The sequence below is a fragment of the Bradyrhizobium sp. LVM 105 genome (assembly GCF_003957705.1).
Lineage (GTDB): Bacteria > Pseudomonadota > Alphaproteobacteria > Rhizobiales > Xanthobacteraceae > Bradyrhizobium > Bradyrhizobium frederickii.
Map to the genome: position 1 here is coordinate 198,982 of NZ_QZMV01000008.1, position 24,864 is coordinate 223,845.

At 66.2% G+C, this 24,864-nt stretch carries 20 protein-coding genes; 10 read left to right on the forward strand and 10 right to left on the reverse strand.

Going from position 1 to position 24,864, the window contains the following annotated elements:
* The first annotated feature begins 34 nt into the window (after positions 1–34).
* The gene (locus D6B98_RS23035; protein WP_126259192.1) at positions 35–1,129 is read left to right on the forward strand and encodes a S1C family serine protease; all 1,095 of its coding nucleotides are present in this window, start codon (positions 35–37) and stop codon (positions 1,127–1,129) included.
* A gap of 126 nt (positions 1,130–1,255) precedes the next feature.
* Positions 1,256–3,580 carry a xanthine dehydrogenase family protein molybdopterin-binding subunit gene (locus tag D6B98_RS23040; protein ID WP_126259193.1) on the forward strand — a complete coding sequence of 775 codons (2,325 nt, stop codon included), beginning with the start codon at positions 1,256–1,258 and terminating at the stop codon, positions 3,578–3,580.
* Between the two features lie 121 nt (positions 3,581–3,701).
* On the opposite strand, the gene D6B98_RS23045 is transcribed toward D6B98_RS23040, so the two are convergent.
* The 3 genes from D6B98_RS23045 to D6B98_RS23055 are packed head-to-tail and all read right to left on the reverse strand — an operon-like array spanning position 3,702 to position 6,913.
* Entirely contained in the window at positions 3,702–4,898 is a 1,197-nt protein-coding gene (locus D6B98_RS23045; RefSeq protein WP_126259194.1) for an acyl-CoA dehydrogenase family protein, read from the reverse strand.
* 15 nt (positions 4,899–4,913) lie between these two features.
* A complete protein-coding gene (locus D6B98_RS23050) occupies positions 4,914–6,053 on the reverse strand; it encodes an acyl-CoA dehydrogenase family protein (protein ID WP_126259195.1) in 1,140 nt (379 codons plus the stop codon).
* Between the two features lie 5 nt (positions 6,054–6,058).
* A complete protein-coding gene (locus tag D6B98_RS23055) occupies positions 6,059–6,913 on the reverse strand; it encodes an enoyl-CoA hydratase (RefSeq protein WP_126259196.1) in 855 nt (284 codons plus the stop codon).
* A gap of 266 nt (positions 6,914–7,179) precedes the next feature.
* Between D6B98_RS23055 and D6B98_RS23060 the strand changes: the two genes are divergently transcribed.
* The 6 genes from D6B98_RS23060 to D6B98_RS40070 all read left to right on the forward strand — a co-directional run bounded on the left by D6B98_RS23060 (position 7,180) and on the right by D6B98_RS40070 (position 12,657).
* Entirely contained in the window at positions 7,180–7,788 is a 609-nt protein-coding gene (locus D6B98_RS23060) for a LemA family protein (RefSeq protein WP_061878947.1), read from the forward strand.
* A 132-nt stretch (positions 7,789–7,920) separates the two neighbouring features.
* Positions 7,921–8,844 carry a TPM domain-containing protein gene (locus D6B98_RS23065; RefSeq protein WP_164718796.1) on the forward strand — a complete coding sequence of 308 codons (924 nt, stop codon included), beginning with the start codon at positions 7,921–7,923 and terminating at the stop codon, positions 8,842–8,844.
* A 5-nt stretch (positions 8,845–8,849) separates the two neighbouring features.
* Entirely contained in the window at positions 8,850–9,347 is a 498-nt protein-coding gene (locus D6B98_RS23070) for a TPM domain-containing protein (protein WP_126259198.1), read from the forward strand.
* Positions 9,348–9,856: 509 nt separating this feature from the next.
* Positions 9,857–10,837: a hypothetical protein gene (locus D6B98_RS23080; RefSeq protein ID WP_164718797.1), complete on the forward strand. Its 981-nt coding sequence runs from the start codon at positions 9,857–9,859 to the stop codon at positions 10,835–10,837.
* A gap of 93 nt (positions 10,838–10,930) precedes the next feature.
* Positions 10,931–12,469 (forward strand): hypothetical protein, encoded by a 1,539-nt coding sequence (locus D6B98_RS23085; RefSeq protein ID WP_126259201.1) that lies wholly within the window; start codon positions 10,931–10,933, stop codon positions 12,467–12,469.
* 23 nt (positions 12,470–12,492) lie between these two features.
* Positions 12,493–12,657 (forward strand): hypothetical protein, encoded by a 165-nt coding sequence (locus tag D6B98_RS40070; RefSeq protein WP_164718798.1) that lies wholly within the window; start codon positions 12,493–12,495, stop codon positions 12,655–12,657.
* Between the two features lie 124 nt (positions 12,658–12,781).
* On the opposite strand, the gene D6B98_RS23090 is transcribed toward D6B98_RS40070, so the two are convergent.
* The 3 genes from D6B98_RS23090 to putA all read right to left on the reverse strand — a co-directional run bounded on the left by D6B98_RS23090 (position 12,782) and on the right by putA (position 18,125).
* Positions 12,782–13,429, reverse strand: a complete 648-nt coding sequence (locus D6B98_RS23090) for a glutathione S-transferase family protein (RefSeq protein ID WP_126259202.1) — start codon at positions 13,427–13,429, stop codon at positions 12,782–12,784.
* A 158-nt stretch (positions 13,430–13,587) separates the two neighbouring features.
* A complete protein-coding gene (locus D6B98_RS23095; protein WP_126259203.1) occupies positions 13,588–14,793 on the reverse strand; it encodes a CaiB/BaiF CoA transferase family protein in 1,206 nt (401 codons plus the stop codon).
* 332 nt (positions 14,794–15,125) lie between these two features.
* Positions 15,126–18,125 carry a bifunctional proline dehydrogenase/L-glutamate gamma-semialdehyde dehydrogenase PutA gene (gene putA, locus D6B98_RS23105; RefSeq protein WP_126259204.1) on the reverse strand — a complete coding sequence of 1,000 codons (3,000 nt, stop codon included), beginning with the start codon at positions 18,123–18,125 and terminating at the stop codon, positions 15,126–15,128.
* 112 nt (positions 18,126–18,237) lie between these two features.
* On the opposite strand from putA, the gene D6B98_RS23110 reads away from it, so the two are divergent.
* On the forward strand, positions 18,238–18,699 hold the full coding sequence (locus D6B98_RS23110; protein WP_126259205.1) for an Lrp/AsnC ligand binding domain-containing protein: 462 nt from the start codon (positions 18,238–18,240) through the stop codon (positions 18,697–18,699).
* 173 nt (positions 18,700–18,872) lie between these two features.
* On the opposite strand, the gene D6B98_RS23115 is transcribed toward D6B98_RS23110, so the two are convergent.
* From D6B98_RS23115 to D6B98_RS23135, 4 genes are all read right to left on the reverse strand, one after another.
* Positions 18,873–19,073 carry a cold-shock protein gene (locus D6B98_RS23115; protein WP_008563500.1) on the reverse strand — a complete coding sequence of 67 codons (201 nt, stop codon included), beginning with the start codon at positions 19,071–19,073 and terminating at the stop codon, positions 18,873–18,875.
* A gap of 209 nt (positions 19,074–19,282) precedes the next feature.
* Positions 19,283–19,591, reverse strand: a complete 309-nt coding sequence (gene sorB / locus D6B98_RS23120; RefSeq protein ID WP_164718799.1) for a SorB family sulfite dehydrogenase c-type cytochrome subunit — start codon at positions 19,589–19,591, stop codon at positions 19,283–19,285.
* 12 nt (positions 19,592–19,603) lie between these two features.
* Positions 19,604–20,803 carry a SorA family sulfite dehydrogenase catalytic subunit gene (gene sorA / locus D6B98_RS23125; RefSeq protein WP_126259207.1) on the reverse strand — a complete coding sequence of 400 codons (1,200 nt, stop codon included), beginning with the start codon at positions 20,801–20,803 and terminating at the stop codon, positions 19,604–19,606.
* A 337-nt stretch (positions 20,804–21,140) separates the two neighbouring features.
* The gene (locus D6B98_RS23135; protein WP_126259209.1) at positions 21,141–22,874 is read right to left on the reverse strand and encodes an adenylate/guanylate cyclase domain-containing protein; all 1,734 of its coding nucleotides are present in this window, start codon (positions 22,872–22,874) and stop codon (positions 21,141–21,143) included.
* 385 nt (positions 22,875–23,259) lie between these two features.
* Here D6B98_RS23135 and D6B98_RS23140 point away from each other — a divergent pair, with 385 nt between their 5' ends.
* On the forward strand, positions 23,260–24,777 hold the full coding sequence (locus D6B98_RS23140) for a glycosyltransferase family 39 protein (RefSeq protein WP_245481449.1): 1,518 nt from the start codon (positions 23,260–23,262) through the stop codon (positions 24,775–24,777).
* The last annotated feature ends 87 nt before the right edge of the window (positions 24,778–24,864 follow it).

The following is a 24,864-nucleotide window of genomic DNA, read 5'->3' on the forward strand; positions in this document are numbered from 1 at the left end:
AGGCCGTATTCAGCACTGGACACGGTGGTCACCGATGAACCGTCGCTATGCGATTGCCGCGGCCGCCTTCGCCGCCCTGCTGCTTGCCGTCACTGCCGCAAAAGTCCTGCATGTCCCTGTCCCATGGGCGGCGCCCACCGCACGCGCGGTCGAGCAGCGCGGTCCGCTGTCCGATGGCGAGAAGGCGACCATCGAAATCTTCGAGCGCGTGTCTCCTTCGGTCGTCCAGGTTGCGGCCAAGTCGGCAGCCAGTCCTCTCATGGGCGAGGAAGGCCAGGGCGGCGGCGCGTCCGGCACGGGCTTCGTCTGGGATCGCGACGGTCATCTCGTGACGAACAACCATGTCATCGCCAATGGGGGCGAGATCGCGGTGCGGTTTGCGTCGGGAGAGGTGGCCAAGGTCGACCTCGTCGGCACGGCTCCCAATTACGATCTCGCGGTGCTGCGGATCCGCAGCGTGCGCCAGCTGCCGCCGCCGATCGCGCTCGGCAGCTCGAGCGACCTGAAGGTCGGGCAATCCGCTTTCGCGATCGGCAATCCCTTCGGTCTGGATCAATCGATGACCTCCGGCATCATCAGCGCGCTCAAGCGCAGGCTGCCGACCCATGCCGGCAGGGAGATCGCCAACGTCATCCAGACCGATGCCGCGATCAACCCGGGCAATTCGGGCGGGCCGCTGCTGGATTCCGCCGGCCGGCTGATCGGCGTTACCACGGCGATCATCTCGCCGTCCGGCTCGAACGCCGGCATCGGCTTCGCTGTCCCGGTCGACGTCGTGAACCGGATTGTCCCCGAACTCATTCGCAGCGGCCGGGTGCCGACGCCCGGCATCGGCATCGTGGCCGCCGGCGAGGATGTTTCCACCCGGCTTGGCGTCGAAGGGGTGATCGTGGTGCGGACGGCGCCCGGCAGCCCGGCGGAGCGGGCGGGGATTCGCGGCGTCAATTTTTCGACAGGGGCGGTCGGAGACATCATCACCGCGGTGGAAGGCAAGCCGGTGCGGCGCCTTGCCGATCTGACCGATGCGCTGGAGCAGGCCGGGGCCGGAAAGACCGTTCGGCTTACGGTCAAGCGCGGCTCGGACGCCCGTGACGTGAATGTAGGCATCATCGATATCGACAGGTCCTAGCCGGCCGATCCGCGTCAGCAAGGGGCTCGGACGCGCATTGCAGATGCGCCGAGGCTCGGTTGTCTGGCCCGCAAAATCGGTTAAAACCGCCGCGGTCGATTTTGCGGATTTCGAGGACACAGCGGAATGAACATTCTTCCCGGCAATTTGCGTTTCGGAGCGGGGCAGCCCGTCAAGCGTTTGGAAGACCAGCGGCTGCTCACCGGGAAGGGACAGTTCATCGACGACAAGCCGGAAGACGGCGCGCTGTGGTTGCACGTGCTGCGCTCACCGCACGCCCACGCGAAGATCGTCTCGGTCGACACCAGCGCCGCGGCCGGGATGCCCGGCGTCACCGCCATCTATACCGGCGCCGACCTCGTCAAGGACGACATCGGCGCCATCCCCACCCTGAACATCTTCAAGCGTCCCGACGGCAAGCCGATGACGGTGCCGCCGCGCCGGCTGCTCGCCCACGAGGTCGTGCGCTATGCCGGCGAGGCCGTGGCCGCCGTGGTGGCTTCGTCGCGCGCGGAGGCGCAGAGCGCCGCCGAGGCGATCGCCGTCGAGTACGACGTTCAGCCCGCGGTGGTCGATCCCGTCGAGGCCGTCAAGCCCGGCGCGCCCGTGGTGTGGCCGGAGGCGCCCGACAACATCGTCGGTGCCATGAGCTATGGCGATGCGGCCAAGGTCGACGATGCCTTCGCCAAGGCGGCGCACACCGTCGAGCTCGATCTCGTCAGCCAGCGCCTCGTTCCATCCGCGATGGAGCCGCGCTCGACCATCGCCGAGATCGACAAGAAGACCGGCCGTCTGCTGCTGCACGTGCAGTCGCAGACGCCGGCCTCGACCCGCGACGTGCTGGCGGAGGCCGTGCTCAAGCGCCCCAAGGACAGTGTCCGCGTGCTGGTCGGCGACATCGGCGGCGGTTTTGGCCAGAAGACCAATCTCTACCCCGAAGACGGCATCGTTGCCTATGCCGCAACCAAGCTGAACAAGAAGATCCGCTGGCGCGGCGATCGCACCGACGAATTCGTCGGCGGCACCCATGGCCGCGATCTGACCTCGACCGCCTCCTTCGCGCTCGACGAGAAGGGCAAGGTGCTGGCCTATCGCGTCAAGTCGATTGGCTGCACCGGTGCCTATTCCTCGGGCGCGGCGAATATCATCCCGCTGGTGCTCGGGCCGTTCGTGCAGACCGGCGTCTACGATCTGCCGCTGGTGCATTTCGAGGTGAAGTCGGTGATGACGCACACCGCACCGGTCGGCGCCTATCGCGGCGCAGGCCGCCCTGAAGCCGTGTTCATCGTCGAGCGCCTGTTCGACGCCGCCGCGCGAAAGATCGGCATGGATCCGCGCGCGATCCGCAAGGCCAATTACATCAAGCCGGCGCAGCTGCCCTACACCAATGCGGCCGGCCAGGTCTATGATTCCGGCGCCTTCGCCCACATGCTCGACCGCGCCGTGAAGCTTGCGGATTGGGACGGCTTTGCCGCGCGCAAGAAGGCCGCGAAGAAGAAGGGCCTGCTCTACGGCCGCGGGCTCACCTCCTACATCGAATGGACCGGTGGCCGAGCGCACACCGAGAAGGTCAGCCTGCACGCGACCTCGCAAGGCCGCGTCGTGCTGCATTCCGGCACCATGGCGATGGGGCAGGGCTTGCAGACCACCTACACCCAGATGATCTCCGACACGCTCGGCATTCCCATGGAGAAGATCGACGTGGTGCAGGGCGACACCGATCTTGCCATGGGCTTCGGCAGCGTCGGCTCGCGCTCGCTGTTCGTCGGCGGCACGGCGGTTGCGGTCTCCTCCAACGATCTGATCCAGAAGGCGCGCGAGAAGGCGGCCAACGTGCTGGAGACCTCGATCGAGGACATTGAATATCAGGGTGGCATGCTCACCGTAGTCGGCACCGACCGCAGCATCAGCCTGTTCGACCTCGCCGAGAAGGAGAGCGGCGCCAAGCTCAGCGTCGATTCCGAAGGTGAGGTGGACGGTCCGAGCTGGCCGAACGGCACGCACATCTGCGAGGTCGAGATCGACCCCGAGACCGGCGTGTCCAAGGTGGTGCGCTACACCACGGTTGACGACGTCGGCGTCGCCGTCAACCCGATGCTGGTGACGGGGCAGATCCATGGCGGCGTCGCGCAAGGCATCGGCCAGGCGCTGTATGAGGGCGTGTCCTACGATGCGGACGGCCAGCTGCTGACCGCGAGCTATCAGGACTATTGCATCCCGCGCGCCGACGACGTGCCGCCGATCGAGGTGACGCTGGACGGCTCCGCGCCCTGCCGCACCAATCCGCTCGGCGCCAAGGGCTGCGGCGAATCCGGTGCCATCGGCGGCCCGCCCTGCGTCACCAACGGCGTCATGGACGCGCTCGCCGAGCTCGGCATCACCCAGCTGAACACCCCGCTGACCCCGCAGAAGGTGTGGAAGGCGATTCGGGATGCGCGGGCGGCGGGGTAAGCCTTCAAGGTCCTCGTCATTGCGAGCATAGCGAAGCAATCCAGATTTTGTCCGCGGAAAGATCCTGGATTGCTTCGTCGCAAGAGCTCCTCGCAATGACGGAGGAGACAGCCGTAGCCCCTCAAATCCCCAGCATCATCTTCGCGATGATATCGCGCTGGATCTCCGAGGTGCCGCCGAAAATGGTGTAGGCGCGGCCGTTGAGATATTCCGGCACCATTGTCAGCATCTCCTCAGGGATCGCCGGCTCGTGGTTGAGCCTGTAGAGCGGGCGCATCGGCTCGACAGCGAGGGCGTCGTGACCGATCACGTCGACCCCGAGCCGCGTCACCGCCTGGCGGATCTCGCTGTTGCGCAGCTTCAGGATCGATGACACCGCGCCGGGGTTTTGCCCGGTCTGCAGCGCCGAGAGCACGCGCAGCTCGGTCATCTCCAGCGCGTCGATGTCGACCTCGACCTCGGAGATGCGCGTTGCGATATCGGGACTGTCGATGGCGCGTCCCGTCAGGTCCGACTCGGCAAGATCCGTGATCGCTCTCAAGCCCTCGCGCAGCTTCGCCGAAGCGATGCCGGAGCCGCGCTCGAACTCGAGCAGGTATTTGCCATAGGTCCAGCCCTTGCCTTCCTCGCCGACGCGGTTGGCGACCGGCACGCGGACGTCGTCGAAGAACACCTGGTTGACTTCGTGGTCGCCGCCGATGGTGAGGATGGGGCGCGTGGTGATGCCCGGCGTCTTCATGTCGATCAGGATGAAGCTGATGCCGTCCTGCTGCCGCGGCCCGTCACCGGTGCGCACCAGCGCGAACATGCGGTTGGCGTGGTGGGCGTGCGTGGTCCAGATCTTGGTGCCGTTGATGATGTAATCGTCGCCGTCGCGCACCGCCCGCGTCTTCAGCGAGGAAAGATCGGAGCCCGAGCCCGGCTCGGAATAGCCCTGGCACCAATAATCCTCGCCGGAGAGAATCCGCGGCAGGTAAAAATTCTTCTGCTCGGGGCTGCCGAAGCCGATGATGACCGGCCCGACCATCTTCACGCCCATCACGTTGACATTGGGCACGCCGGCCCGCGCGCATTCGGTTTCGAAAATCCAGCGTTGCGCCGGCGTCCAGGCCGGCCCGCCGTACTCGACTGGCCAGCCCGGCGCGGCCCAGCCCTGCCTATGCAGCGCGCGCTGCCAGGCCGTGCCGATATCGGGGTCGGAGAACACCGACGGCGTCAGCGCGGTCGCGCGCTTCATCTCCTCGGTGAGATTCCTGGCGATGAAGCCGCGCACCTCGTCCTGGAAGGCGCGCTCCTCGGCATTGAACGACAGGTCCATGATGCTCTCCCGGTGTCAGGCTCTGCGGCCAAGCTCGGCGTGGCGGGCATAGTGATGCGCGCTGCCGCCGAACAGCGTGTCGAAGGCGACGAGGCGCTTGAAATAGGCGCCGACCTCGAGCTCTTCGGTGACGCCCATGCCGCCGTGAAGCTGGATGGACTGCTCGCCGACGAAGCGGGCGCATCTGCCGATCTTGGCCTTCGCGCCGGACGCCGCCCGGGCGCGCTCGGTCGGCGCAGCGTCCACCTTCAGCGCGGCGCGCAGCGCGATCGAGCGCGCCTCGTCGACCTGCATGGCCATGTCGGCGAGGCGATGGCGGATGACCTGGTTGGCCGAGAGCGGCCGGCCGAATTGATTCCGGATCTTGGTGTAGTCGAGCGTGGTGTCGAGCAGCGTCTGCATGATGCCGACAGCTTCCGCCCCAAGTGCGGCCATGGCGCGATCGACGGCCCATTCGATCGCCGGCAGCGCGTCGTGGCCGTCGCCGAGTAGGGCGTCTTCCGGCAGATGCACGTCGGACAGCTCGATGTTGCAGGCGCGCCCGCCGCCGAGGCGCGCGTAGTCGGAAATCGCGACGCCCGGCGCGGTCGCCGGCATCACGAACAGGCCGATCCGTCCCGAAGGGCCGTGATGGTCGTGCACGAGCGCGGAGACGATGATCTCATCGGCGGCATGGCCGTCGAGCACCGCGATCTTGCTGCCGGACAGACGCCAGCCTTGCGCCGTCTTGGTCGCGGATGTCGCGACCTTGGCGAGATCGAACCGCGCCGCGCGCTCGGAATGCGCGAATGCGAGCTTCAGTGATCCGTCCGCGACCTTGGGCAGGCTCGATTGCTTCTGCTCGTGGGTGCCGCATCTGGCGATCAGTGCGGCGCCCAGGACTACGGTTGCGACATAGGGCTCCGACACCAGCCCGCGGCCGAAGGCCTCCATCAGGATGCCGATCTCGACCGCGCCGCCGCCGAGCCCGTCGAATTCCTCGGGCAGCGGCAGCGCCAGCCAGCCTAGCTCGGCGAACTGCTTCCACACCGCGGGGCTGAAGCCGAGCGGATCGTTCGCCATCCTGCGGCGGTGAGCGGCATCGTAGCTTCCGGCCACGAAGCGTTCCGCGCTGTCGCGCAGCAGCTTCTGCTCGTCGCTGAGATTGAGGTCCATGTTGTCTACTCCGCCGGCGGCGGCGGCTTGCGCACGGAAGGATGCAGGCCGGAGGGATCGACGATCATGCCGAACTCCTGAAGATTGTGGGCATGGCAGAGCTGATGCAGCGCAAAGGCCTGATCGATCGCGGCGGGCTGTCCCATCACGTCGACCGAGCGGTTGACGGCTTCCTTGGTCATCTTCAGCGCGAAGGATGGCTTTGTCGCAATTCTGCGCGCCAGCTCCAGCACGCGCGATGACAATTCGCTGCGCGGCACGACCTGATTGACCATGCCGAGCTGGTGCGCCTCCTGCGCGCTCCAGCTGTCGGCGGTGAACAGGAACTCCTTGGCCTTGCGCGGGCCCAGCTCCCAGGGGTGCACGAACCACTCGACGCCGCAGACGCCCATGGTGACGACGGGATCGCAGAACTGCGCATCGTCGCTGGCGACGATGAGATCGCAGGCCCAGGCCAGCATCAGCCCGCCGGCGATGCACTTGCCGTGCACCTCGGCAATGGTCGGCTTGGCGAGGTTGCGCCAGCGCCGGGTGATCTGGAGATAGATTTCCTGCTCGCGCGCAAAGCGGCCGTGCGCGTTCGGCTCGGCGAAACCGCCCCAATTTCCGATCGGCGGGAAATCGACACCGGCCGCGCTCTTGCCGCCGGGGCGCAGGTCGTGGCCGGACGAGAAGTGCGGCCCGCTGCCGGCAAGAATGATCACCTTGACCGCATCGTCCTGCACCGCCGCGTCGAAGGCGGCGTTGAGGTCGTAGGTCATCTGCAGGTTCTGCGCGTTGCGCGCCTCGGGCCGGTTCATCACGACCCTTGTGATCTCCGGCTCGGGCCGCTCCACGAGGATGGTCTCGAACGAGGTCATCGCGTTCCCCCTGGCGCTTTTCGTCTTGTTGTCGAGAGTTGACTATGTCGGTCAGGGATAGGCAAGAGGCTTGCGTCAGTCGGCTGGGGTGGGCGCGCACGTGCTTGTCGCAGTCATTCCGGGGCGCGAAGCGAACCCGGAATCTCGAGATTCCGGGTTCGATGCTCCGGGCCCCGCTTGCGCGGTCCCCCGGAATGACGGAAAAATCTCGACACTCCGCGGAGCCGTTCTGGTAGTTTGCGCCAGATTCCACCGGGAGAAATTTAATGCGCAAGATCCTGACCGTGCTGGCGGCGCTGGCCTCGCTGAGCCTCACCAATTGCGGCTATAACGCGATCCAGAGCGAGGACGAGCAGATCAAGTCCGCCTGGTCCGAGGTCGTGAACCAGTATCAGCGCCGCGCCGACCTCGTGCCCAATCTCGTCAACTCGGTGAAGGGCTTTGCGCAGCAAGAGAAGGACGTGCTGCTCGGCGTCACCAATGCGCGCGCCAAGGTCGGCAGCATCCAGGCGACGCCCGAGGTGCTGAACGATCCGGCCGCCTTCCAGAAGTTCCAGGCAGCCCAGGGCGAACTCTCCAGCGCGCTGTCGCGGCTTCTGGTCGTGACCGAAAACTATCCGCAGCTGAAGTCCGACGCCCTGTTCAAGGATTTGATGTCGCAGCTGGAGGGGACCGAGAACCGCATCACGGTAGCGCGCAACCGCTACATCAAGTCGGTGCAGGACTATAACGTCACCATCCGCTCCTTCCCGAGCAACCTCACCGCGATGATGTTCGGCTACAAGGAGAAGCCGAACTTCTCGGTGGAGAACGAGAAGGCGATCTCGACCGCGCCGAAGGTGGATTTCAATCCGGCGCCAGCGCCGTCGAAGTAGCCGCATTCGTCGCCCATGCGCGCCCCACCCACCGCCGTCATTCCCCGCGAAGGCGGGGAATCCAGTACGCCGCGGCTTCTCGGTTCAAGCAGTGCGGCCTCTGGGATACTGGATCGCCCGCCTTCGCGGGCGATGACAGCGAGGTTGTGGCGGGCTGCTTCGGCCGCGCCCACGCGCATCGTCTTCGTCGTCGCGTTCCTCCTCGCCCTCGCTTTCCCAGCCTTTGCCGACGTCGCCGTCCCTCAACTCACCGGCCGCGTCGTCGATCAGACCAACACGCTCTCCAGCGCCGACATCGCCTCGCTGTCGCAAAAGCTGCAAGACTTCGAGGCGCGCAAGGGCAGCCAGATCGCCGTCCTGATCGTGCCGACGACGCAGCCGGAGACGATCGAGCAGTTCTCGATCCGGGTCGCGGACGCCTGGAAGATCGGCCGCAAGAAGGTCGACGACGGCGCGATCCTCGTCGTTGCCAAGAATGATCGGCACTTGCGTATCGAGGTCGGTTACGGCCTGGAAGGCGCTCTGACGGACGTCACGTCGCGGCGGATCATCGATGAGGTCATCACGCCGAAGTTCAGGGCAGGCGATTTCGCCGGCGGTATCTCCGATGGCGTCGACCGCATGATGCGGGTGATCGACGGCGAGCCGCTGCCGTCCCCCTCGCGCAGCGTCAACTTCGCCCACAATCTGGACGACCTCGCGCCGGTCTTCGCCGTGGCGCTGTTCGCCTCGATCGGCGTCGGCGGGTTCTTCCGCGCCATGCTGGGACGGCTGCTCGGATCAATGGTGACCGGGGGCATCATTGCGGCGGTGACGTGGTTCATCCTCGGCTCCGCAGCGCTCGCCGCCGCCGTCGGCGTCCTCGGCTTCATCGTCGGCTTCATCGCCGATCTGTTTTCGGCGATCACGCCGGGCACCGGCCGCTCGCGCGGCGGCTCGTGGTCGAGCGGCTCGTCGGGAGGCGGCTGGAGCAGCGGCTCGAGCAGCAGCGACAGCGGCAGCTTCAGCGGCGGTGGCGGCAGTTTCGGCGGCGGCGGCGCCTCGGGGAGCTGGTAGCGGTCATGAGCATCAAGCGCATTGCCAGACATCTCGTGCAGCATCATTGGCGGGCAAAGCAGATCTTTCCGCCAGACGTCCTCGCCCGCATCGAGCAGGCGATCAAGCGCGGCGAAGCCGCCCATTCCGGCCAGGTCCGCTTCGTGGTCGAGGGCGCACTCGACGGCGTGCCGCTGTTCCGCAACCAGCCGGCCCGAGCGCGGGCGCTCGACGTGTTCTCGTTGCTGCGTATCTGGGACACCGCGCACAACAACGGCGTCCTGATCTATCTCCTGCTCGCCGATCGCGACGTCGAGATCATCGCCGATCGCGGCATCGACGCGAAGGTGGGCGCGGCGGGCTGGGAGAGCATCTGTCGCGCCATGGAGGCGGAGTTCGCCTCCGGCCAGTTCGAGCGCGGCGTCATCGGCGGCATCGAAGCGGTGTCGCGCGAATTGGCGCGGCATTTCCCGCCGCGGGCCTCGCCTGCGAACGAGCTGCCGGATGCGCCGGTCGTGATGTGACGAACCGTGATGTGAGTGAGGGGCGGGCACTGCCTGCTCCGTCATTGCGAGGAGCCCTTGCGACGAAGCAATCCAGACTTCTTCCGCGGAGGGATTCTGGATTGCTTCGCTGCGCTCGCAATCACGACGTGGAGGTGGCGCGCTCAAGTCTCTCACCGTCACCCTGAGGTGCTCGCCACTTCGGCGAGCCTCGAAGGGCGACGGCCCGGCTGTAGCAGCTCGGCCGTTCATCCTTCGAGGCTCCCGGCGCGGTGCTGCGCACCGCCCCACTCGCGCCTCAGGATGACGGGTGAGACACGCGCGTCGTGTCGTCATTCCGCCGCCGTTCATTTTGCTCCGGTTACAAATTGTTTCATGCCCGCCACACCGGTTCCATCTTCCCGGCCTAATTCGGCCCCGGATAATTTCCTAAAATTTCGGTAAGCGGGTCCCAAGGTAAGGATTTCGCAAGCAATGAAAGTTACCAAAAGGTCAATCCAGAGCGGAGTACTTGAACCGTGAGCGAACCAATGGCTGAGCAGGCTGCCCAGGATAAGAGCGTCGTCGAAGCCGGGACGACCGCGCCGCAGGCTGTCGAGGCTGCCGGGATCGACGCCCCTTCGATCGCCCCCGACCACGAGGCGCCGCCCAAGCCGGATCCGGTCGAGCCGCCAAAGATCGAAGCGTCAAGGATCGAGCTGCCGAAGGTCGAAGCCAAAGCCGAGGCCAAGCCCGAGCCGAAGCCCGGCAAGCTCATCGTCATGGCGCCCTCGGAGCGGTCGTGGAATGGCTCTTGGGACCGCGAGGATTTTGCCCCGCATGTGAAGGCGGACGAGCCGCGCGAGGCCGCTGGCAAGCGGCGCCTGTCGGCAATGGCCGCGGTGGTAGCGATCGCAGCCAGTGTCGGCGCGATCAGCGGCGCGCTCGCAACGGCCGGCATGATGCATTTCGCAAGCCCCGCCCAGGCGCCGGTGCAGGTCACTGATACCAGCGCGCTCGATGCTTCGGTCGCGCGGATCGATGCCGACCTCGTCGCGCTCAAGGCCAATGTCGAGCAGGGCTCGAAGACGGGCCTCAGCCAGTTCAATCGCGCCAACGATCGCCTCGACAAGCTCGAGAAGGCACAGGCCGAGCCGCTCGCCAGGATCGCAAAGCTGTCGGAGGCCGTCGACAAGCTCCGCGTCACGTCGTCCGCCGCGCCCGCGCAGGCTGCCGCAGCTCCCGCCAGGGAGACCACCGGCTCGATCGCGCCGACTCAGGTTGCGACTGCCGCCGCTGCACCGGCCCCGGTGGCTGCCGCCCCCAAGCCCGAGGTCGGCCGTCTGCCGACGATCGAAGGCTGGCGGCTGCGCAACGCTGCCAATGGCGGCGCGCTGATCGAGGGCCGCGACGGCCTCTACGAGGTCTATCCCGGCGACCCCATCCCCGGCGTCGGCCGCGTCGATGCGATCCGCCGCCAGGACGGCCGCTGGGTGGTCGTCACCAGCAAGGGGCTGATCGTCGCACGCTGAGCATTCGATATTCGACTTTCGAAGAGGCGCTTCACCAGCATGTGAGGCGCCTTTTTGCTTGAATAGGCATCCCGGCGCGGTGTTACCTAAGGCATGAGCCGCGCGCTGCGAATTCTCATTGCTGCCGCCGTCTTGCTTGGCGGCGCCGCCTCGCCATCAGCCGCGGAGACGGCGCAGCTGATGCGCGGCACGGCAATCGCCGATCCCGATCTGTTGCGCAAGCTCGACGACGGCGACGTCCTCACGATCCCGCGCCTGTTGGCGCCGGCGCGCAAGGCGGACGGTCCGCTGACAACCGACCGGCTGTTCGCATCGCTGCCGCAGCTCAAGGACATTCCTCCCGCGATCGACGCGGAGCTCGAGCGCTACATTGGCCAGCGGAAGGCAGCGTATCCGACCGAGACCATCGGCGTCGGCGAGGGTTTTGACGTACAGCTGTTCGATCGGGCCAATCTGGCGTCGCCCGATACGCGCTTCGTGCTGGCCGGTATCGTCAACCGCATGGACCGCGCCTATGTCGCCGAAGAATCCTGCGGCGAGATCCGGCTGATTTATCGTCTGGCGCGGTTCGACGCTAGAACCGACCGTGGCACGATCGCGACGCGCCTGCCGATGACCTTCAATCTGGTGATAAAGGCGAGGGATGCGCGCCAGACGGAGGGGGGCGGCAAGCCGATCAGCTGCGCCGAGATCGCGCGGCGCTGGCTCGACAACGGCAATTGGCAGGAGCTGATCGGCGGCCGCGACGATTCCATGCTCGATCGCATCGAGACCAACATCCAGGTCTCCGTCGCGCCGAAATCGGCGCTGCACGATTTCCGCTCCGACTATCTGCTCAAGGTGTTCAAGTACGACGCCGCGACGAAGACGTTCGCCGAAGCGGTGCTGGAGAACCAGATCGACCGCGACCGCATCCTCGCCGACGATGCGCTCCGGCGCGATTTCAGGGATTGGCTGCTCGCACCCGGGAATCTGCGCGAATTCGATCGCGGCACGGTGCTGATCCCGGAAAGATTCCTGGCCAAGGCTGCGGTGGTGGCGACGCCCGCCGGCCTCGACGCTTCCGCGCTGCAGCCCGAGTTCGGCATGTTGCAAGGAGAAGAAGGAGGCGAGGGCAGCGGCGCCCCGGTCTTCACCGATGACGACGTGGTCGGCGCGCTGAAGCAGGCCGCCGCGCGCGGAGACATGCAGAACATCCGCTCGGTCGCGGGCTTCCAGCGTCGTCTCAACGACGTCACCTGCTCAGGATGCCACCAGACCCGCGGCATCGGCGGCTTCCATTTCCCTGGCGTCGACTGGCTCGCCGACAAGCCGTCCAACGCGGCCATCGTGCCGGCCTCGCCGCATTTCGTCGGCGACCAGCTGCGTCGCCGCGATATCCTGACCGCCTTCGCCACGGGCAAACGTCCTGATTTCTCACGCGGATTTGCCAGCCGGCCGCAGACCCGCGGCAGCCGCGAGCTCGCCGGAAGCGAGTATCAGGACGGCTGGGGCGCGCATTGTTCCCTGCGGGATGCGGGATCGGGAACGCCAGACAAGAGTTTTACGTCATGGAACTGTGCTAACGGTCTCACCTGTCAGGCCGCCGCGGCCTCGCGCCGCATCGGCATGTGCTTCATCAAGACGCGTTAGCCAACAAGCGATTTGGATGATTCATGACGGATACGGGCAACGCCAACAAGGCGCGCAATCGCGAGATCGCCCAGAACGAAGAAGCCAAGCAGATCGCCGGCAGCGCCCGCGTCAGCATCTCGGCGATTGCGATGGCCGTCATCGTCGGCGGCATCCTGTTCACGCTCGGCTGGCTGTCGCTGCGGTAAGCCGCGCTTCCTTCGTCATGCCCGGGCTTGTCCCGGGCATCCACGTTCTCGTATCCGCGTCCAAGATCGTGGATGGCCGGGACAAGCCCGGCCATGACGGCGCTGAAGCTTGGCGCTGGCCCCCTCATTTCGCGAAGTTCTTCATCCGCTTGCCCGGCAGCAATTCATAGGCCGGCTTCCAGCCGGGCAGCGCGGCGATGCGGCCGAGCCAGGCGTGGATGGCGGGATGGCTCGTGGCGAAGTCAAAACCGTGCTCGTCGCGCGGATAATGCAGATAGGCCATCATCGAGATGTCGGCGACCGTCGGCCTTGCGCCGATCGCGAAGTCGTTGTGCTGGAGATGCCCGTCGAGAATGCCGAGGAAGTCCTCGAGCCGGCGGCGAAAATGCTTCAGCACCTGGGGATCGTTCTTCTCGGTGAAGGCGCGCATGAAGCGATAGGTCGCCATGTAGCCGGTGAGCTTGTGGTTGTCCCAGAACAGCCAGCGCAGCAGCTCGAATTTCTCGTCCTCGGTTTCCGCGCCGAAGCGGCCGTACTGCTCGGCGAGTTTCAGCAGGAGCGGCGCGGTCTGCGTCATCTTCACGCCGTCGATTTCGAGCACGGGAATCTCGCCCATCTCGTTGACCGCCTTGCGCCATTCCGCCGTGCGCGTGACGCCGCCGGCAAAATCGGTCCACACCGGCTCGAACGTCTCGCCGCACAGCGTCAGCATCAGCGCGAGCTTGTAGCTGTTGCCGGATTCCGGGAAGTAGTGCAGGCGGTAGCTGGGCATGGAACCTCGCGCGGCGTGATGTTGCCATAGGTTTGTAGCGGGATCGTCCGGCATCGTCATTGCGAGCGCAGCGAAGCAATCCAGCCATGCATCCGCGGAGACAGTCTGGATTGCTTCGCTGCGCTCGCAATGACGGGGTTAGAGCGGCGCGCGCCACCTTACCCCACGGCGCCCGAACTGCGCAGCTGCTTGATCGCCGCCTCGTCGTATCCCGCCCCGCGCAAAATCTCGTCACTGTGCTCGCCGACGGCGGGCGGCTTGCGCGGCTGCACCTTCCTGGCGCCGTCGATCCAGATCGGGCTGTTGATGGTGAGCATGGTGTCGTTCTCGAACGGCACCAGCACCTCGTTGTCGAGCATCTGCTTGTCGTTCGGGATGTCGTCGAGAATGGCGACGACACCGAACACGAGGCCGTTGCCGTCGAGGATCCTGCGCCATTCGGCGAGATCCCTGGTGGCAAAGGTCTCATCCAGAATCTTGATCAGCTCGACCGAGCGGGCGTGGCGGTCGGCCTTGGTGGCGAAGCGCGGGTCGGCGATCAGGTCCTCGCGCCCCAGGCACTTGGCCAGCGTCGGAAACTGCTTCTCCTCGCTCAGCAGGGACAGGATCAGCCAGCGGCCGTCCTTGCACTGGTAGTGATTGGCGACCGCGTTGAGCGCGCGCTCGCGCGGGCGCCGCTCGCCGAACTTGGCGCCGCAGAGTTTTGCCTGCGCCAGCACGCTAGCGGCCCACACCCCGTTCGCCATCAGATTGGAGGCGACATGCGAGCCCTTGCCGGTCTTCTCGCGCTGATACAGCGCGGTGACGATGGCACCGTAGAACGCCATGGCGCAGGGATGATCGCCCATGCCGGCGACCGAGCGCGCCGGGGTGGTGTCGGTGTCGGCGCGCACGAGGTCCATCAGGCCCGACCGCGCCCAATAGGCATTGCTGTCGAAGCCGGGCTTGTTGGCCTCCTCGCCCTTCTCGCCATAGCCGGTGAAGGAGGCGTAGATCAGCCGGTCGTTGAGATGGGCGAGATGATCATAGGTGATGCCGAGCTTGGCGCGCACCGGCGGCGGCATGTTGGTGATGAAGACGTCGGCCTCCGCCACCAGCTTGTACAGCACCGCCTGCGCCTCGGGCTTTGCGAGGTCGAGCGCGATGCTCTTCTTGTTGCGTGCTTCCAGCAGCCAGGCGAAATTGTGCTCGCCCGTGGGATAGCCCGGCAGGTTGGGCAGATTGCGGTAGGGATCCCCGGCGCCGGGCGGCTCGATCTTGACGACGTCGGCGCCGAAATCTGACAGCACGGTCGCGGCCGCGGGCGCTGCGATGAAGCTCGCGCAGTCCAGAACCTTCAGGCCGGCAAAAATGCCCTTATCCATTGCAGCGTCGCTCCCTCGCTTCAGTCGTTTCCCGCGCGCTGGAATTGGCACGGGCGCATTCATGGGAGCATTAGACCGATGTTTCCGCGGGATGCAACGGCGCCCGGCGCAGGGCCCATTGCGGTAGTCGGCGCGCGTCCGCCACGGACCCGAACCCATCTCCGTCACCCTGAGGTGGCCGCTTCTTCAGCGGCCCTCGAAGGGCGACGGCCCGGCTGTATCTCGGCCGTACATCCTTCGAGGCTCCCGGCGCGATGCGTGGCATCGCGCCACTCGCACCTCAGGATGACGGAACTGGTATCGTGCGTTGATAAGAGGGCTCGGACGCCGTCTCACTCCTCACCCGCAAGCAACGCAGCATTGCCGCCTGCCGCGGCCGTGTTGATGGTCACGGTCTGCTCGGCGGCGAAGCGCGCGAGGTAGTGCGGGCCGCCGGCCTTGGGGCCGGTTCCGGAGAGGCCGTTGCCGCCGAACGGCTGCACGCCGACCACGGCGCCGATCATGTTGCGGTTGACGTAGACGTTGCCGATCTGGGCGCGGTCGATGATGGCTTCGATCGTGTCGTCGATGCGGGAGTGGATGCCGAGGGTGAGCCCGTAGCCGGTACGCTCGATCGCCTGCAACACGCGCGCGAGAGTCTCCGCACGATAGCGCACGACATGCAGGATCGGGCCAAAGACCTCCTCGGTGAGCTGGCCGGCCTCCTTGAGCTCGAAGATGTGCGGCGCGACGAAGCAGCCCTCCGGTGCGTCGCCGGCAAAGTGCAGCCGAGCCTCGCGCTTCATCCGCGCGATATGCGCATCGAGGCGCTGCTTGGCCTCGAGGTCGATCACCGGGCCGACATGGGTCGCGACATCGGAGGGATCGCCGATCTTCAGTTCGCGCGCGGCGCCCGCGATCATCTCGATCATGCGGTCGGCGACGTCCTCCTGCACGAACAAGAGCCGCAGCGCCGAGCAGCGCTGGCCGGCGGAACGGAACGCGGACGTGACGACGTCGTCGGCGACCTGCTCGGGCAGCGCGGTGGCGTCCGCGATCATGGCGTTGATGCCGCCGGTCTCGGCGATCAGCGGCACGATCGGCCCGTCCTTGGCGGCGAGCGTCCGGTTGATCAGGCGTGCGACCTCGGTCGAGCCGGTGAAGACGACGCCGGCGATGCCAGGATGCGCCGTCAGCATCGCGCCGATCTTGCCGTCGCCGGTGACGAGATGCAGCGCGCTTCTGGGGATGCCGGCCTCGTGCAGCAGGGCGACGGCTTCGCGCGCGATGCGCGGCGTCTGTTCGGCGGGCTTTGCCACCACGCTGTTGCCGGCCATCAGCGCGGCCGTGACCTGACCCAGGAAGATCGCCAGGGGGAAATTCCATGGCGAGATCGCGACGAAGACGCCGCGGCCGCGCATCGCGAGCGCATTGCTCTCGCCGGTCGGACCGGGCATCGCGGTATCAGCGCCGAACAGCTTGCGGCCTTGCGCGGCATAATAGCGGCAGAAATCCGCAGCTTCGCGCAGCTCCGAGAGCGCATCGTCGAGCGTCTTGCCGCCCTCGGCTTGCAGCAGCGCGATGAAGCGGGCGCTGCGGCGCTCCAGCAGATGCGCCGCCTGCTCCAATGCCGCCGCGCGCGTGCCTGCCGGCGTCCGGCTCCAGGCGGCAAAGCCCGCAACCGCCGCAGCGAGTGCCGCATTGGTCTGATCCGGCGTGGCATCGGCGATGGGCTTGAGGTCCACAGCTTCGGCCTTCACGTCGGCCAGCAATTGCTCGAGCGCGCGGCGCGCGCCGAATTCGACGCCGCGCGAATTGCGCCGCTCCGGCGCGAACAGATCGCCTGGCAACGGAATCTTGGAATGGGCCGCCGCTTGCGGCCGGACAATGGCATCCGCCGGACGCTGCAGCAGTGCCGTAACCGGCACGCGATAATCGGCAGCCTGCGCCACGAAGGAGGAGTTGGCGCCATTCTCCAGCAGTCGCCGGACCAGATAGGCCAGCAGGTCGCGATGGCTGCCGACCGGCGCATAGGTGCGGTAGGCGATGTCAGGCTGGTCCTTGGCGAGCTGCTCGTACAGCGCCTCGCCCATGCCGTGCAGGCGCTGGAACTCGAAGCCGCCGCCGCTTGCGGCGAGCTCCAGCACGGTCGCGACCGTCAGCGCGTTGTGGGTGGCGAATTGCGGGAAGATGCGCGGCCGCAAGGCCAGCAGCTTCGTCGCGCAGGCGACGTAGTTCAGGTCCGTCATCGCCTTGCGCGTGAACACGGGATAGCCGTCGAGCCCGCGCTCCTGCGCGCGCTTGATCTCGGTGTCCCAATAGGCGCCCTTGACGAGGCGCACCATCAGCTTGCGGTCATGCGCGCGCGCGAGTGCATCGACATAGTCGATCACGGCGCCGGCGCGTTTCTGATAGGCCTGGATCGCAAGGCCGAATCCGTCCCAGCCTTTGAGCGAGGGATCGGCGAGCGTTGCTGCGATCACGTCGAGCGACAGCTCCAGCCGGTCGGCTTCCTCGGCATCGACGGTGAAGTTGAGGTCATGAGCCTTGGCGCGCTGCGCCAGATCGAGCAGCAGCGGCACCAGCTCGGCGATCACCCGCGCGCGGCTGATCGCCTCGAAGCGCGGATGCAGTGCCGAGAGCTTGACCGAGATGCCGGGCCGGTCGGGCAGGGAATGAGTGCCTGCCACCTTGCCGATGGTCTCGATCGCGCTGGCATAGGCATCGAAATAGCGCTTCGCGTCGGCCGCCGTGCGCGCGCCTTCGCCGAGCATGTCGAAGGAATAGCGCGGCTTCTGGCCGGAGCGCGGCTGAGCCCGCTCCAGCGCCTGCTCGATGGTCTCGCCCAGCACGAAATGGTTGCCCATCAGCCGCATCGCCTGGCGCGTTGCGGTGCGTACCGCCGGCGCGCCCAGTCGCTTGACGAGGCGGCCGATGGTGCCGTCCGGCGTCTCGCCGGGCTGGATCACCCGTGCCGACAGCCCGAGTGCCCAGGCCGAGGCGTTGACCAGGAAGGCCGTGGACTTGGTCTCGTGGTGGATGAAGTCACCCTCGCCGAGCTTGTCCTCGATGAACTGGTCGGCGGTGCGGGCGTCCGGCACGCGCAGCAGCGCCTCGGCCAGCACCATCAGCGCGAGGCCCTCCTTGGTCGAGAGCGCGAACTCCCGCAGCATGTCCTCGACCCCACCGAGCCGGTCGTCGCGCTTGCGGATCGCCTCGATCAGCCGGGTCGCGGTACGGTCGATCCGTGCCTCCTGCGGCGGACTGAGATGCGACGCCGGTAACAGCCGCGCGGCGAGCTCGGCATCGTCGGGCGCGTAGGGGGCGGTAAAGGGAGGCGGGATGTTCGACATGCGTCTCCTGGGGCTGAATTCAGGATAGTGCCCGCGTGACCGTAGTTCGATAGACAATCTAGCTCATTTGCCTTAGAAAATGAAGATTGGTAGACAATTGACCTCAGAAACTATGGAATTAGATCGCATCGACCGGAGAATCCTCTCGATTTTACAGGAGGATGGCCGGATCGCCAATGTCGAGCTCGCCGAGCGCATCGGGCTGTCGCCGACCTCGATCGGCGAGCGGCTGAAGCGCCTGCAACGCGAGGGCTTCGTCGAGGGCTACGGCGCGCGGCTCAACCCGCATCGGCTCGGCCTTGGCCTTCTGGTGTTCGTCGAAGTGCTGCTCGACAAGACCACGCCCGACAATTTCGAGCGGTTTGCGCGCGCGGTGAAGCTCGCGCCCGAGGTGCTGGAGTGTCACATGGTTGCCGGCGGCTTCGACTATCTTGTGAAGGCGCGGCTTGCGGACATGTCCGCCTATCGACGCTTCCTCGGCGAGACCCTGCTGTCGATGCCGGGCGTGCGCGAGACGCGGACCTATGCGGTGATGGAAGAGATCAAGCGCGACGCACCGTTGCCGGTGGGCTGACGACATGTCGTCGCGATTGTCATTGCTGCGGCGTCGAACAAGCGGTCTTCGCAGGAAAAAATAGCTATCCTCGTGCAATCGCAACGCCTGTCGTCGAATGCACTGGCCGTCTTCTGAAATTTTCTTGGCCCGCTCCCGGAAGGTGATCCGGGAGGCAGCAAAGGCTGGCGGGCTTATACTTTGAGGTTCTCTGCGGAAGTCTTGCCCCGGTTTGCGATCTCTTCGTATTCCACCGTCTGTCCCTCGTTCAGGGTCGACAGACCGGCCTTCTGCACTGCCGAGATATGCACGAACACATCCTTGCCTCCCGACGCAGGCTGGATAAATCCATAACCCTTCGTCGGGTTGAACCACTTGACCGTACCTTTAGCCATCACGACTTCTCCGCGGGTCTTCCTCCGAGATCTCCGAACCGCCAGTCCCCGCCAACCGGCCGGTTCGGTCCTAACAGGATACGCGGAATGTGGCGGGCTTGGTAGCTCAAACCACATCGGCATTTCGCCGAATTCCGCTCAACTTCGCGGCGCTTTTGCCGGTTTTGCCCGTTTCGCGGTCAAACAGCCCGCGTGCTGCGCGCTGTCAGTCAATACGTCGCGGCCAGGTAATCGACGATCTTGCCGACATCTGCATCGTCGATCGGCGCGCCATAGACCTTGATCATCTTGGTTACCTCGGCCTGCCAGAAGCCCTTCCTGTCCTTCATCGGCGGCTGCGTCTTGATGTAATCGGCCGAGTGGCAGGCGCTGCAATTGCCCTCGACGACCTCAAGGCCGGGGCCCGGCTTGAACGCGGCGACCTCATCAGGGGTCTTGTAGTTGACCGGCGCGGCAAGTGCCGAACCCATCGCGGCGACAAGGCCGAGCGAGACGGCGAGGAGAACGGTGCGCTGCATGATCATTCTCCTTCAGGCGGCCGTCACATGGACGGTCTCGACCACGTTGCGCAAATAACCCGCCGGGTTCCAGCGCGGCGTGTCCGGCTGCGTCTCGCCCCCATGTCCGGTGGCGCGGACCTTGAGCTCATGGCTGCCCGCCGCGAGCTTCACCGGCAGCTTCCATTCGCGGAAGGCGTATTTGCCGAGATCCTTGCCGAGCTTGGCGTTCACCCAGGTCTTGCCGCCGTCGGTGGAGACCTGGACCTCCCTGATGCCCTTGCCGCCGTCAAAGGCGATGCCGCGCAGGGTCACAGCTCCCGCCTTCAGCTTGGCGCCGTCAGGCACGCTGGTGATGAAGGAGCGTATGGTGAAGCGGTTGATCGGGATGGTCGCTTTCGGCGCGGTGCCGGGCTCAACCGCGTTGTTCGGTGTATCCGGAATGCGATAGGCCGACTTCATCCAGAAGCCGTCATAGACATTGTCGATGACGGTGATCTCGTTGAGGTGCTTGACCCAGTAGGTGCCGTAATAGCCGGGCACGATCAGGCGCAGCGGGAAGCCGTTGAGGAACGGCAGATCCTCGCCGTTCATGCCGTAGGCCAGCATGACCTCGCCGTCATTGGCGTGATCGATGTCGAGCGCCTTGACGAAGTCAGGCGTCTTGTCGCTGACCGGCCCGTCCATGCCGTTGAAGGTGACCTGCTTGGCGCCGCTCTGCACGCCGGCCATCTCCAGCACGGCTTTCAGCGGCACGCCGCGCCAGCGCGCGCAGCCCATGGCGCCGTTGGCGAGCTGGCCGCCGGCGACGCGCGGCTCGAAGAAGCCGCGGCTGTTGCCGGAGCACTGCGCGACGGCGACGATCTCCGTCGCCTTCATCTTCCGGATGTCCTTCAGCGAAAGTTTGAGCGGCTTGTCGACCTTGCCCTTGACCTCCAGCGTGAATTTGTCGGGATCCAGATCGTAGGGCAGATCGGAGAGGTGATAGCGCACGAAGAACGCGTTGTTCGGCGTGATCGGACCGTCGTTGAAGATCGCAAACGGCGTCTCGAGCTGCGGCGGCCGGCTGGTGAGGCCGATCATCGGCCGCTTCTGCGGGTATTTCACCAGCGGCCGTTCGCCGTTGGCGAACGGAAGCGTGACGGTTTCGAGGGCCGACGCCCTCGTGGCATTCAGTGTGGCCGCAAGAGCGGTCAAGCCCGCTCCCTTGAGCAGGTCGCGTCGATCGAACATCCTCGTCTCCTCCCGGAGCCTTTCTTCTGTCAGCGGCCATCACCGCGGACCCGCGCTCATCTGTTGCAACGATCGGAACGAAGTCAATTCGTGCTTTCGCAGCAGGCCCATGCCGCTGCGTCGCAGCAGGCCGGTGTTACGCGGTGGCAGTGAATTGAGTCGAACTGTAGCGGCGGCGACGGTGCACCTGTCCTGCGCGCCGGGCGATGCGAAGCATCGTCCCGAGCACGCCGGGTGGGCTTTCTCCTCTAGGGGACGGTCTCATTGCGGAAGCACCCTCTCCCCAACCCTCCCCCGCAAGCGGGGGAGGGAGCGCAGCGCCTCCGGGGCTCACACCTTACGCCGCGACGCGCTCGCTGCGATCGACCAGCGCCGCCAGCTCCCGTGCATCCGCCACCACCCGCACCGCCATCGGCTCGTCGCGGCCGCGGATCGCGACCTCCTGGTGCGGCAAGGCATCGTCGGCGAGACCCGCGCTACGGCGGATCTCGTCCGAGACGATCGCCTCGCAGGCCAGCGTCTTGGTCATGTCCTGGAGGCGGGCGGCGACGTTGACGGCATCGCCCAGCGCCGTGAAGACGATGTGATCGCGATAGCCGATGTCGCCGATGATGACCTCGCCGCCGTGAATGCCGATGCCGAAGCGGATCGGCTGGCGAAGATCATGGCTCAGGAGCTGATTCAGTTCGTCGATCTGCGTGGCGATGCCGCTTGCCGCCTTCAGCGCCTGCCGGCAGGCGGTTTGCGGATCGGCGGTCAGCCCGAACAGCGCCAGCATGCCGTCGCCGACGAACTGGTTCGGCTGGCCGCCATTCTCGATCACGGCCTGCGACACCGCGCCGAGGAAGCGGTTGACGATAAACACGGTGTCGAACGGCAGCCGCTTCTCGGCGAGCTGCGTCGAGCCGCGCATGTCCACGAACAGGCTGACGAGATAGCGCTCCTGGCCGATGCTCGCCGGCGCGGAGGCATGCGCTGTCGCCGCCGACGTCTGCGGGGTGAAGAGCTGGAAGAAGGAGAGATCCGACGTCGGCCGCAACTGGCAGGCCAGCCTGATCGAGGGATCGTTGGTGCCGACGCGGGTCAGCACGAAGGCCTCGCGCTGCGACGGCTCGGGCAGGGTGGCATGATCGCCGATGATCCGGATGCGGCAGGTCGAGCAGCGGGCGCGGCCGCCGCAGACGCTGGCATGCGGCAGATTGTGGCGCAGGCTCGCTTCCAGCACGGAGAGGCCTTTGGGGACCCGCACCGTCTTGCCGTTGCCATAGGACAGCGCGACCATGCCGCCGCGCCGCTCGCGCCAGGCGCGCACGCCGCGCGCCGCCAGCGCCAGGCCCAGCAGCCCGAAATAGGCGATGGTGAAGCCGCCGGTGATGCGATCGAGCGTCGCGGCCTCGGCCGTGGTGCCGACCTGGCGTCGGGTGAGATTCTGCGCGCGCCACTCCCTGTCATCGGCTTCGAACGCGACGTTGCGGCCGCCCTGGTAGATGCCGAGCAGCGACAGCGTCGGGATCAGCACGGCGGCGGCGAGCAGATAGGGCGCGGCGCGCGTGAAGAACGGTTTGAGGCGCAGCCAGAAATAGATGCCGATGCAGCCATGGACCCAGGCGATCACGAGCAGGATCGTCATCTGCCAGAGCCGGCCGGGCGCGGCGACGAAGAACAGATAGAGCTCCTGCGGGTAGAGCTTCTGGTGATCGTACAGCGTGTAGCCGAGCCGCACCCCGACCACGTGCCCCATGACCAATGCGGGGATGCTCAGGCCCAGCGCGAGCTGCAGCGGCTCGATCGTCCGCCAGCGGAACTGGCGGCGCTGATACAGCGCGTAGATGCCGAGCCCCATATGCGTGAGCGCGGCGGTGTAGAACACGAGTGTGACGGGCAGGAACTGCCAGAACAGGGTGTGGTAGGTGACCCCGGCCTCCATGGCCTCGACCGAGATATTGCCGAGCGCATGGTTGAGGAAATGACTGATCACATAGCAGAACAGGATCACGCCGCAGACGAGCCGCACCTGCCGCACGCTGGTCGCGCGGACGAGCTCGGACATCTGTGCAGCAGCGGTGGCCATGATTCGGTTGTATCAGTTCACGAAGGAGAACAGCCAGCCTAGCGGTTAATTCCGGGGGTGGACAGGTTCGGGATCACATGCCTGGGAGGGAGCCCCACACACCGCCGTCGTCCCGGACAAGCGCCCCCAGAAATCGTAGGGTGGGCAAAGGCGCAAAGCGCCGTGCCCACCGAGTCTATCCGTTTATGCACGGCGTGGGCACGCTGCGCTTTGCCCACCCTACGGCGTCCGCGTCGGGGCTGGATCGCCGCTGCCCATCCCCGCATTGACTCCCCCTCCGAGGTTGGCGAAAAGCGCGGCCGTGACGATCGCTGCCGATATCCCCGTGAAGCCAGACGGCGCCGAACGCCGTCCCATCCTTGTTGCCGTGCTCGTCATCGCCGCGATGACGCTGCTCCGCATCGTCTACGCCTCCGCGATCGAGCTGCGCACCGACGAGGCCTATTACTGGACCTGGTCGAAGGAGGGCGCGCTCAGCTTCCTCGATCATCCCCCGGGGATCGCCTGGCTGATCCGCCTCGGTACTGCGATCTTCGGCGACACGCCGCTCGGTGTCCGCTTCGGCGGCATCGTCGCGATGCTGCTGACGCAGCTGTTGCTGGCCGACATCGTCCGCCGCCTCACCCACGATGCGCGCGCGGTGATGTTCGCGGTGCTGATGCCGGAGGCCGCGCTCTATTACGGCCTGCTGATGGCCAAGGTCGCGCCCGACGTCGCCATGATCCCATTTGCGGTGGCGATGATGTGGTCGCTGGTGCGGCTGTCACAGAGCGGCGACGGACGCTGGTGGCTGGCGGCCGGCCTGTTCGCCGGCCTCTCGATGCTGTCGAAATTCACCGCGATCATGTTCGCGCCGGCAGTCGCCGCCTTTCTGCTGGTGCCGGATTGGCGCTGGCGCTGGTTGCGCAGCCCCTATCCTTATCTCGCCGTGCTGGTTGCCACCCTCGTGTTCTCGCCGGTGCTGATCTGGAACGTGCAGCACGATTGGGCCTCGTTCCGATTCCAGGGCGTGCGGGCGACCGCCAATTACGGCATCTCGCTGCGTACCATCGGCGATTACATCGGCCTGCAATTCGGCCTGGTCGGCTTCGTCATGCTGCCGGTGGTGCTGACCGGACTGGTGCTGACGGCGTGGCGCGGCTATCGCACGCGCGAGCCGGTCGCGATCCTGTTGTCGAGCGCGGTGCTGGTGCCGTTCCTGTATTTCCTGGCGAAGTCGACCACGCTCCGGGTCGGCGACACCTGGCCGATGTTCATGTGGCCGGTCGGCTTCGCCGCTGCCGCCGTGAACCTCGTGGCGATGATGAAGGAGGATTGGTCGGCGCGCATGCTGAGATCGTCGCTGTTCTGGGCCAGGACAGCCGTGGTCTCCGGCATCGCCTTCGTCGTCATCGTGTTCCTCTATTACGTCGCCGCGCCCTGGAATCTGCTCGGCAGGATCGATCCGATCGGCGCCGAGGCCGGCTACGAGCAGGTCGCCGCGCGCGCGCAGGCTGCACTGGACGAGACCGGCGCGACCTGGATCGCCACCACGGACTATCGCACTTACGCCATGATGCGCTGGCTGTTCCGTGGGCGCGTGCCCGTCATCGAGATCAACGAACGCGGCCGCTTCCAGGATTTTGCCGATCCCGGCATGGACCGGATCAAGGGCCACGCCGGCATCTATGTCGGCCGCGAGCCGGACAACCGTTCGTCGCTGTGGCAGAACATTCCGGCGAAACGTGAACAGCTCGGTCAGGTCGAACGCCGCTGGCGCGGCCTCGTGATGGATACCTACGCGATTGAAAAGCTCTCCGGCTGGACCCCGGAGCTGTCACCGCCGAAGGACTCGCCGCTGTTTCAGTGGAAGGTACTGGCCCTCTTCTCCTCTCCCCGCACGCGGCAGGGCTATCGCATTTGAGAACCCTTCCCTGCGGCCATCCTTCGAGACGCCCGCCTTTGGCGGGCCCTCAGGATGAGGACCGAGTGCGTGACAGCAGTTTCCGCA

What these genes read in the sequence shown, in the direction of transcription:
- D6B98_RS23035 (WP_126259192.1), top strand. Translation starts at nt 35, where the DNA reads ATGAACCGTCGCTATGCGATTGCCGCGGCCGCCTTCGCCGCCCTGCTG.
- D6B98_RS23040 (WP_126259193.1), top strand. Translation starts at nt 1,256, where the DNA reads ATGAACATTCTTCCCGGCAATTTGCGTTTCGGAGCGGGGCAGCCCGTC.
- D6B98_RS23045 (WP_126259194.1), bottom strand. Translation starts at nt 4,898, where the DNA reads ATGGACCTGTCGTTCAATGCCGAGGAGCGCGCCTTCCAGGACGAGGTG.
- D6B98_RS23050 (WP_126259195.1), bottom strand. Translation starts at nt 6,053, where the DNA reads ATGGACCTCAATCTCAGCGACGAGCAGAAGCTGCTGCGCGACAGCGCG.
- D6B98_RS23055 (WP_126259196.1), bottom strand. Translation starts at nt 6,913, where the DNA reads ATGACCTCGTTCGAGACCATCCTCGTGGAGCGGCCCGAGCCGGAGATC.
- D6B98_RS23060 (WP_061878947.1), top strand. Translation starts at nt 7,180, where the DNA reads ATGCGCAAGATCCTGACCGTGCTGGCGGCGCTGGCCTCGCTGAGCCTC.
- D6B98_RS23065 (WP_164718796.1), top strand. Translation starts at nt 7,921, where the DNA reads ATGACAGCGAGGTTGTGGCGGGCTGCTTCGGCCGCGCCCACGCGCATC.
- D6B98_RS23070 (WP_126259198.1), top strand. Translation starts at nt 8,850, where the DNA reads ATGAGCATCAAGCGCATTGCCAGACATCTCGTGCAGCATCATTGGCGG.
- D6B98_RS23080 (WP_164718797.1), top strand. Translation starts at nt 9,857, where the DNA reads ATGGCTGAGCAGGCTGCCCAGGATAAGAGCGTCGTCGAAGCCGGGACG.
- D6B98_RS23085 (WP_126259201.1), top strand. Translation starts at nt 10,931, where the DNA reads ATGAGCCGCGCGCTGCGAATTCTCATTGCTGCCGCCGTCTTGCTTGGC.
- D6B98_RS40070 (WP_164718798.1), top strand. Translation starts at nt 12,493, where the DNA reads ATGACGGATACGGGCAACGCCAACAAGGCGCGCAATCGCGAGATCGCC.
- D6B98_RS23090 (WP_126259202.1), bottom strand. Translation starts at nt 13,429, where the DNA reads ATGCCCAGCTACCGCCTGCACTACTTCCCGGAATCCGGCAACAGCTAC.
- D6B98_RS23095 (WP_126259203.1), bottom strand. Translation starts at nt 14,793, where the DNA reads ATGGATAAGGGCATTTTTGCCGGCCTGAAGGTTCTGGACTGCGCGAGC.
- putA (WP_126259204.1), bottom strand. Translation starts at nt 18,125, where the DNA reads ATGTCGAACATCCCGCCTCCCTTTACCGCCCCCTACGCGCCCGACGAT.
- D6B98_RS23110 (WP_126259205.1), top strand. Translation starts at nt 18,238, where the DNA reads ATGGAATTAGATCGCATCGACCGGAGAATCCTCTCGATTTTACAGGAG.
- D6B98_RS23115 (WP_008563500.1), bottom strand. Translation starts at nt 19,073, where the DNA reads ATGGCTAAAGGTACGGTCAAGTGGTTCAACCCGACGAAGGGTTATGGA.
- sorB (WP_164718799.1), bottom strand. Translation starts at nt 19,591, where the DNA reads ATGCAGCGCACCGTTCTCCTCGCCGTCTCGCTCGGCCTTGTCGCCGCG.
- sorA (WP_126259207.1), bottom strand. Translation starts at nt 20,803, where the DNA reads ATGTTCGATCGACGCGACCTGCTCAAGGGAGCGGGCTTGACCGCTCTT.
- D6B98_RS23135 (WP_126259209.1), bottom strand. Translation starts at nt 22,874, where the DNA reads ATGGCCACCGCTGCTGCACAGATGTCCGAGCTCGTCCGCGCGACCAGC.
- D6B98_RS23140 (WP_245481449.1), top strand. Translation starts at nt 23,260, where the DNA reads ATGACGCTGCTCCGCATCGTCTACGCCTCCGCGATCGAGCTGCGCACC.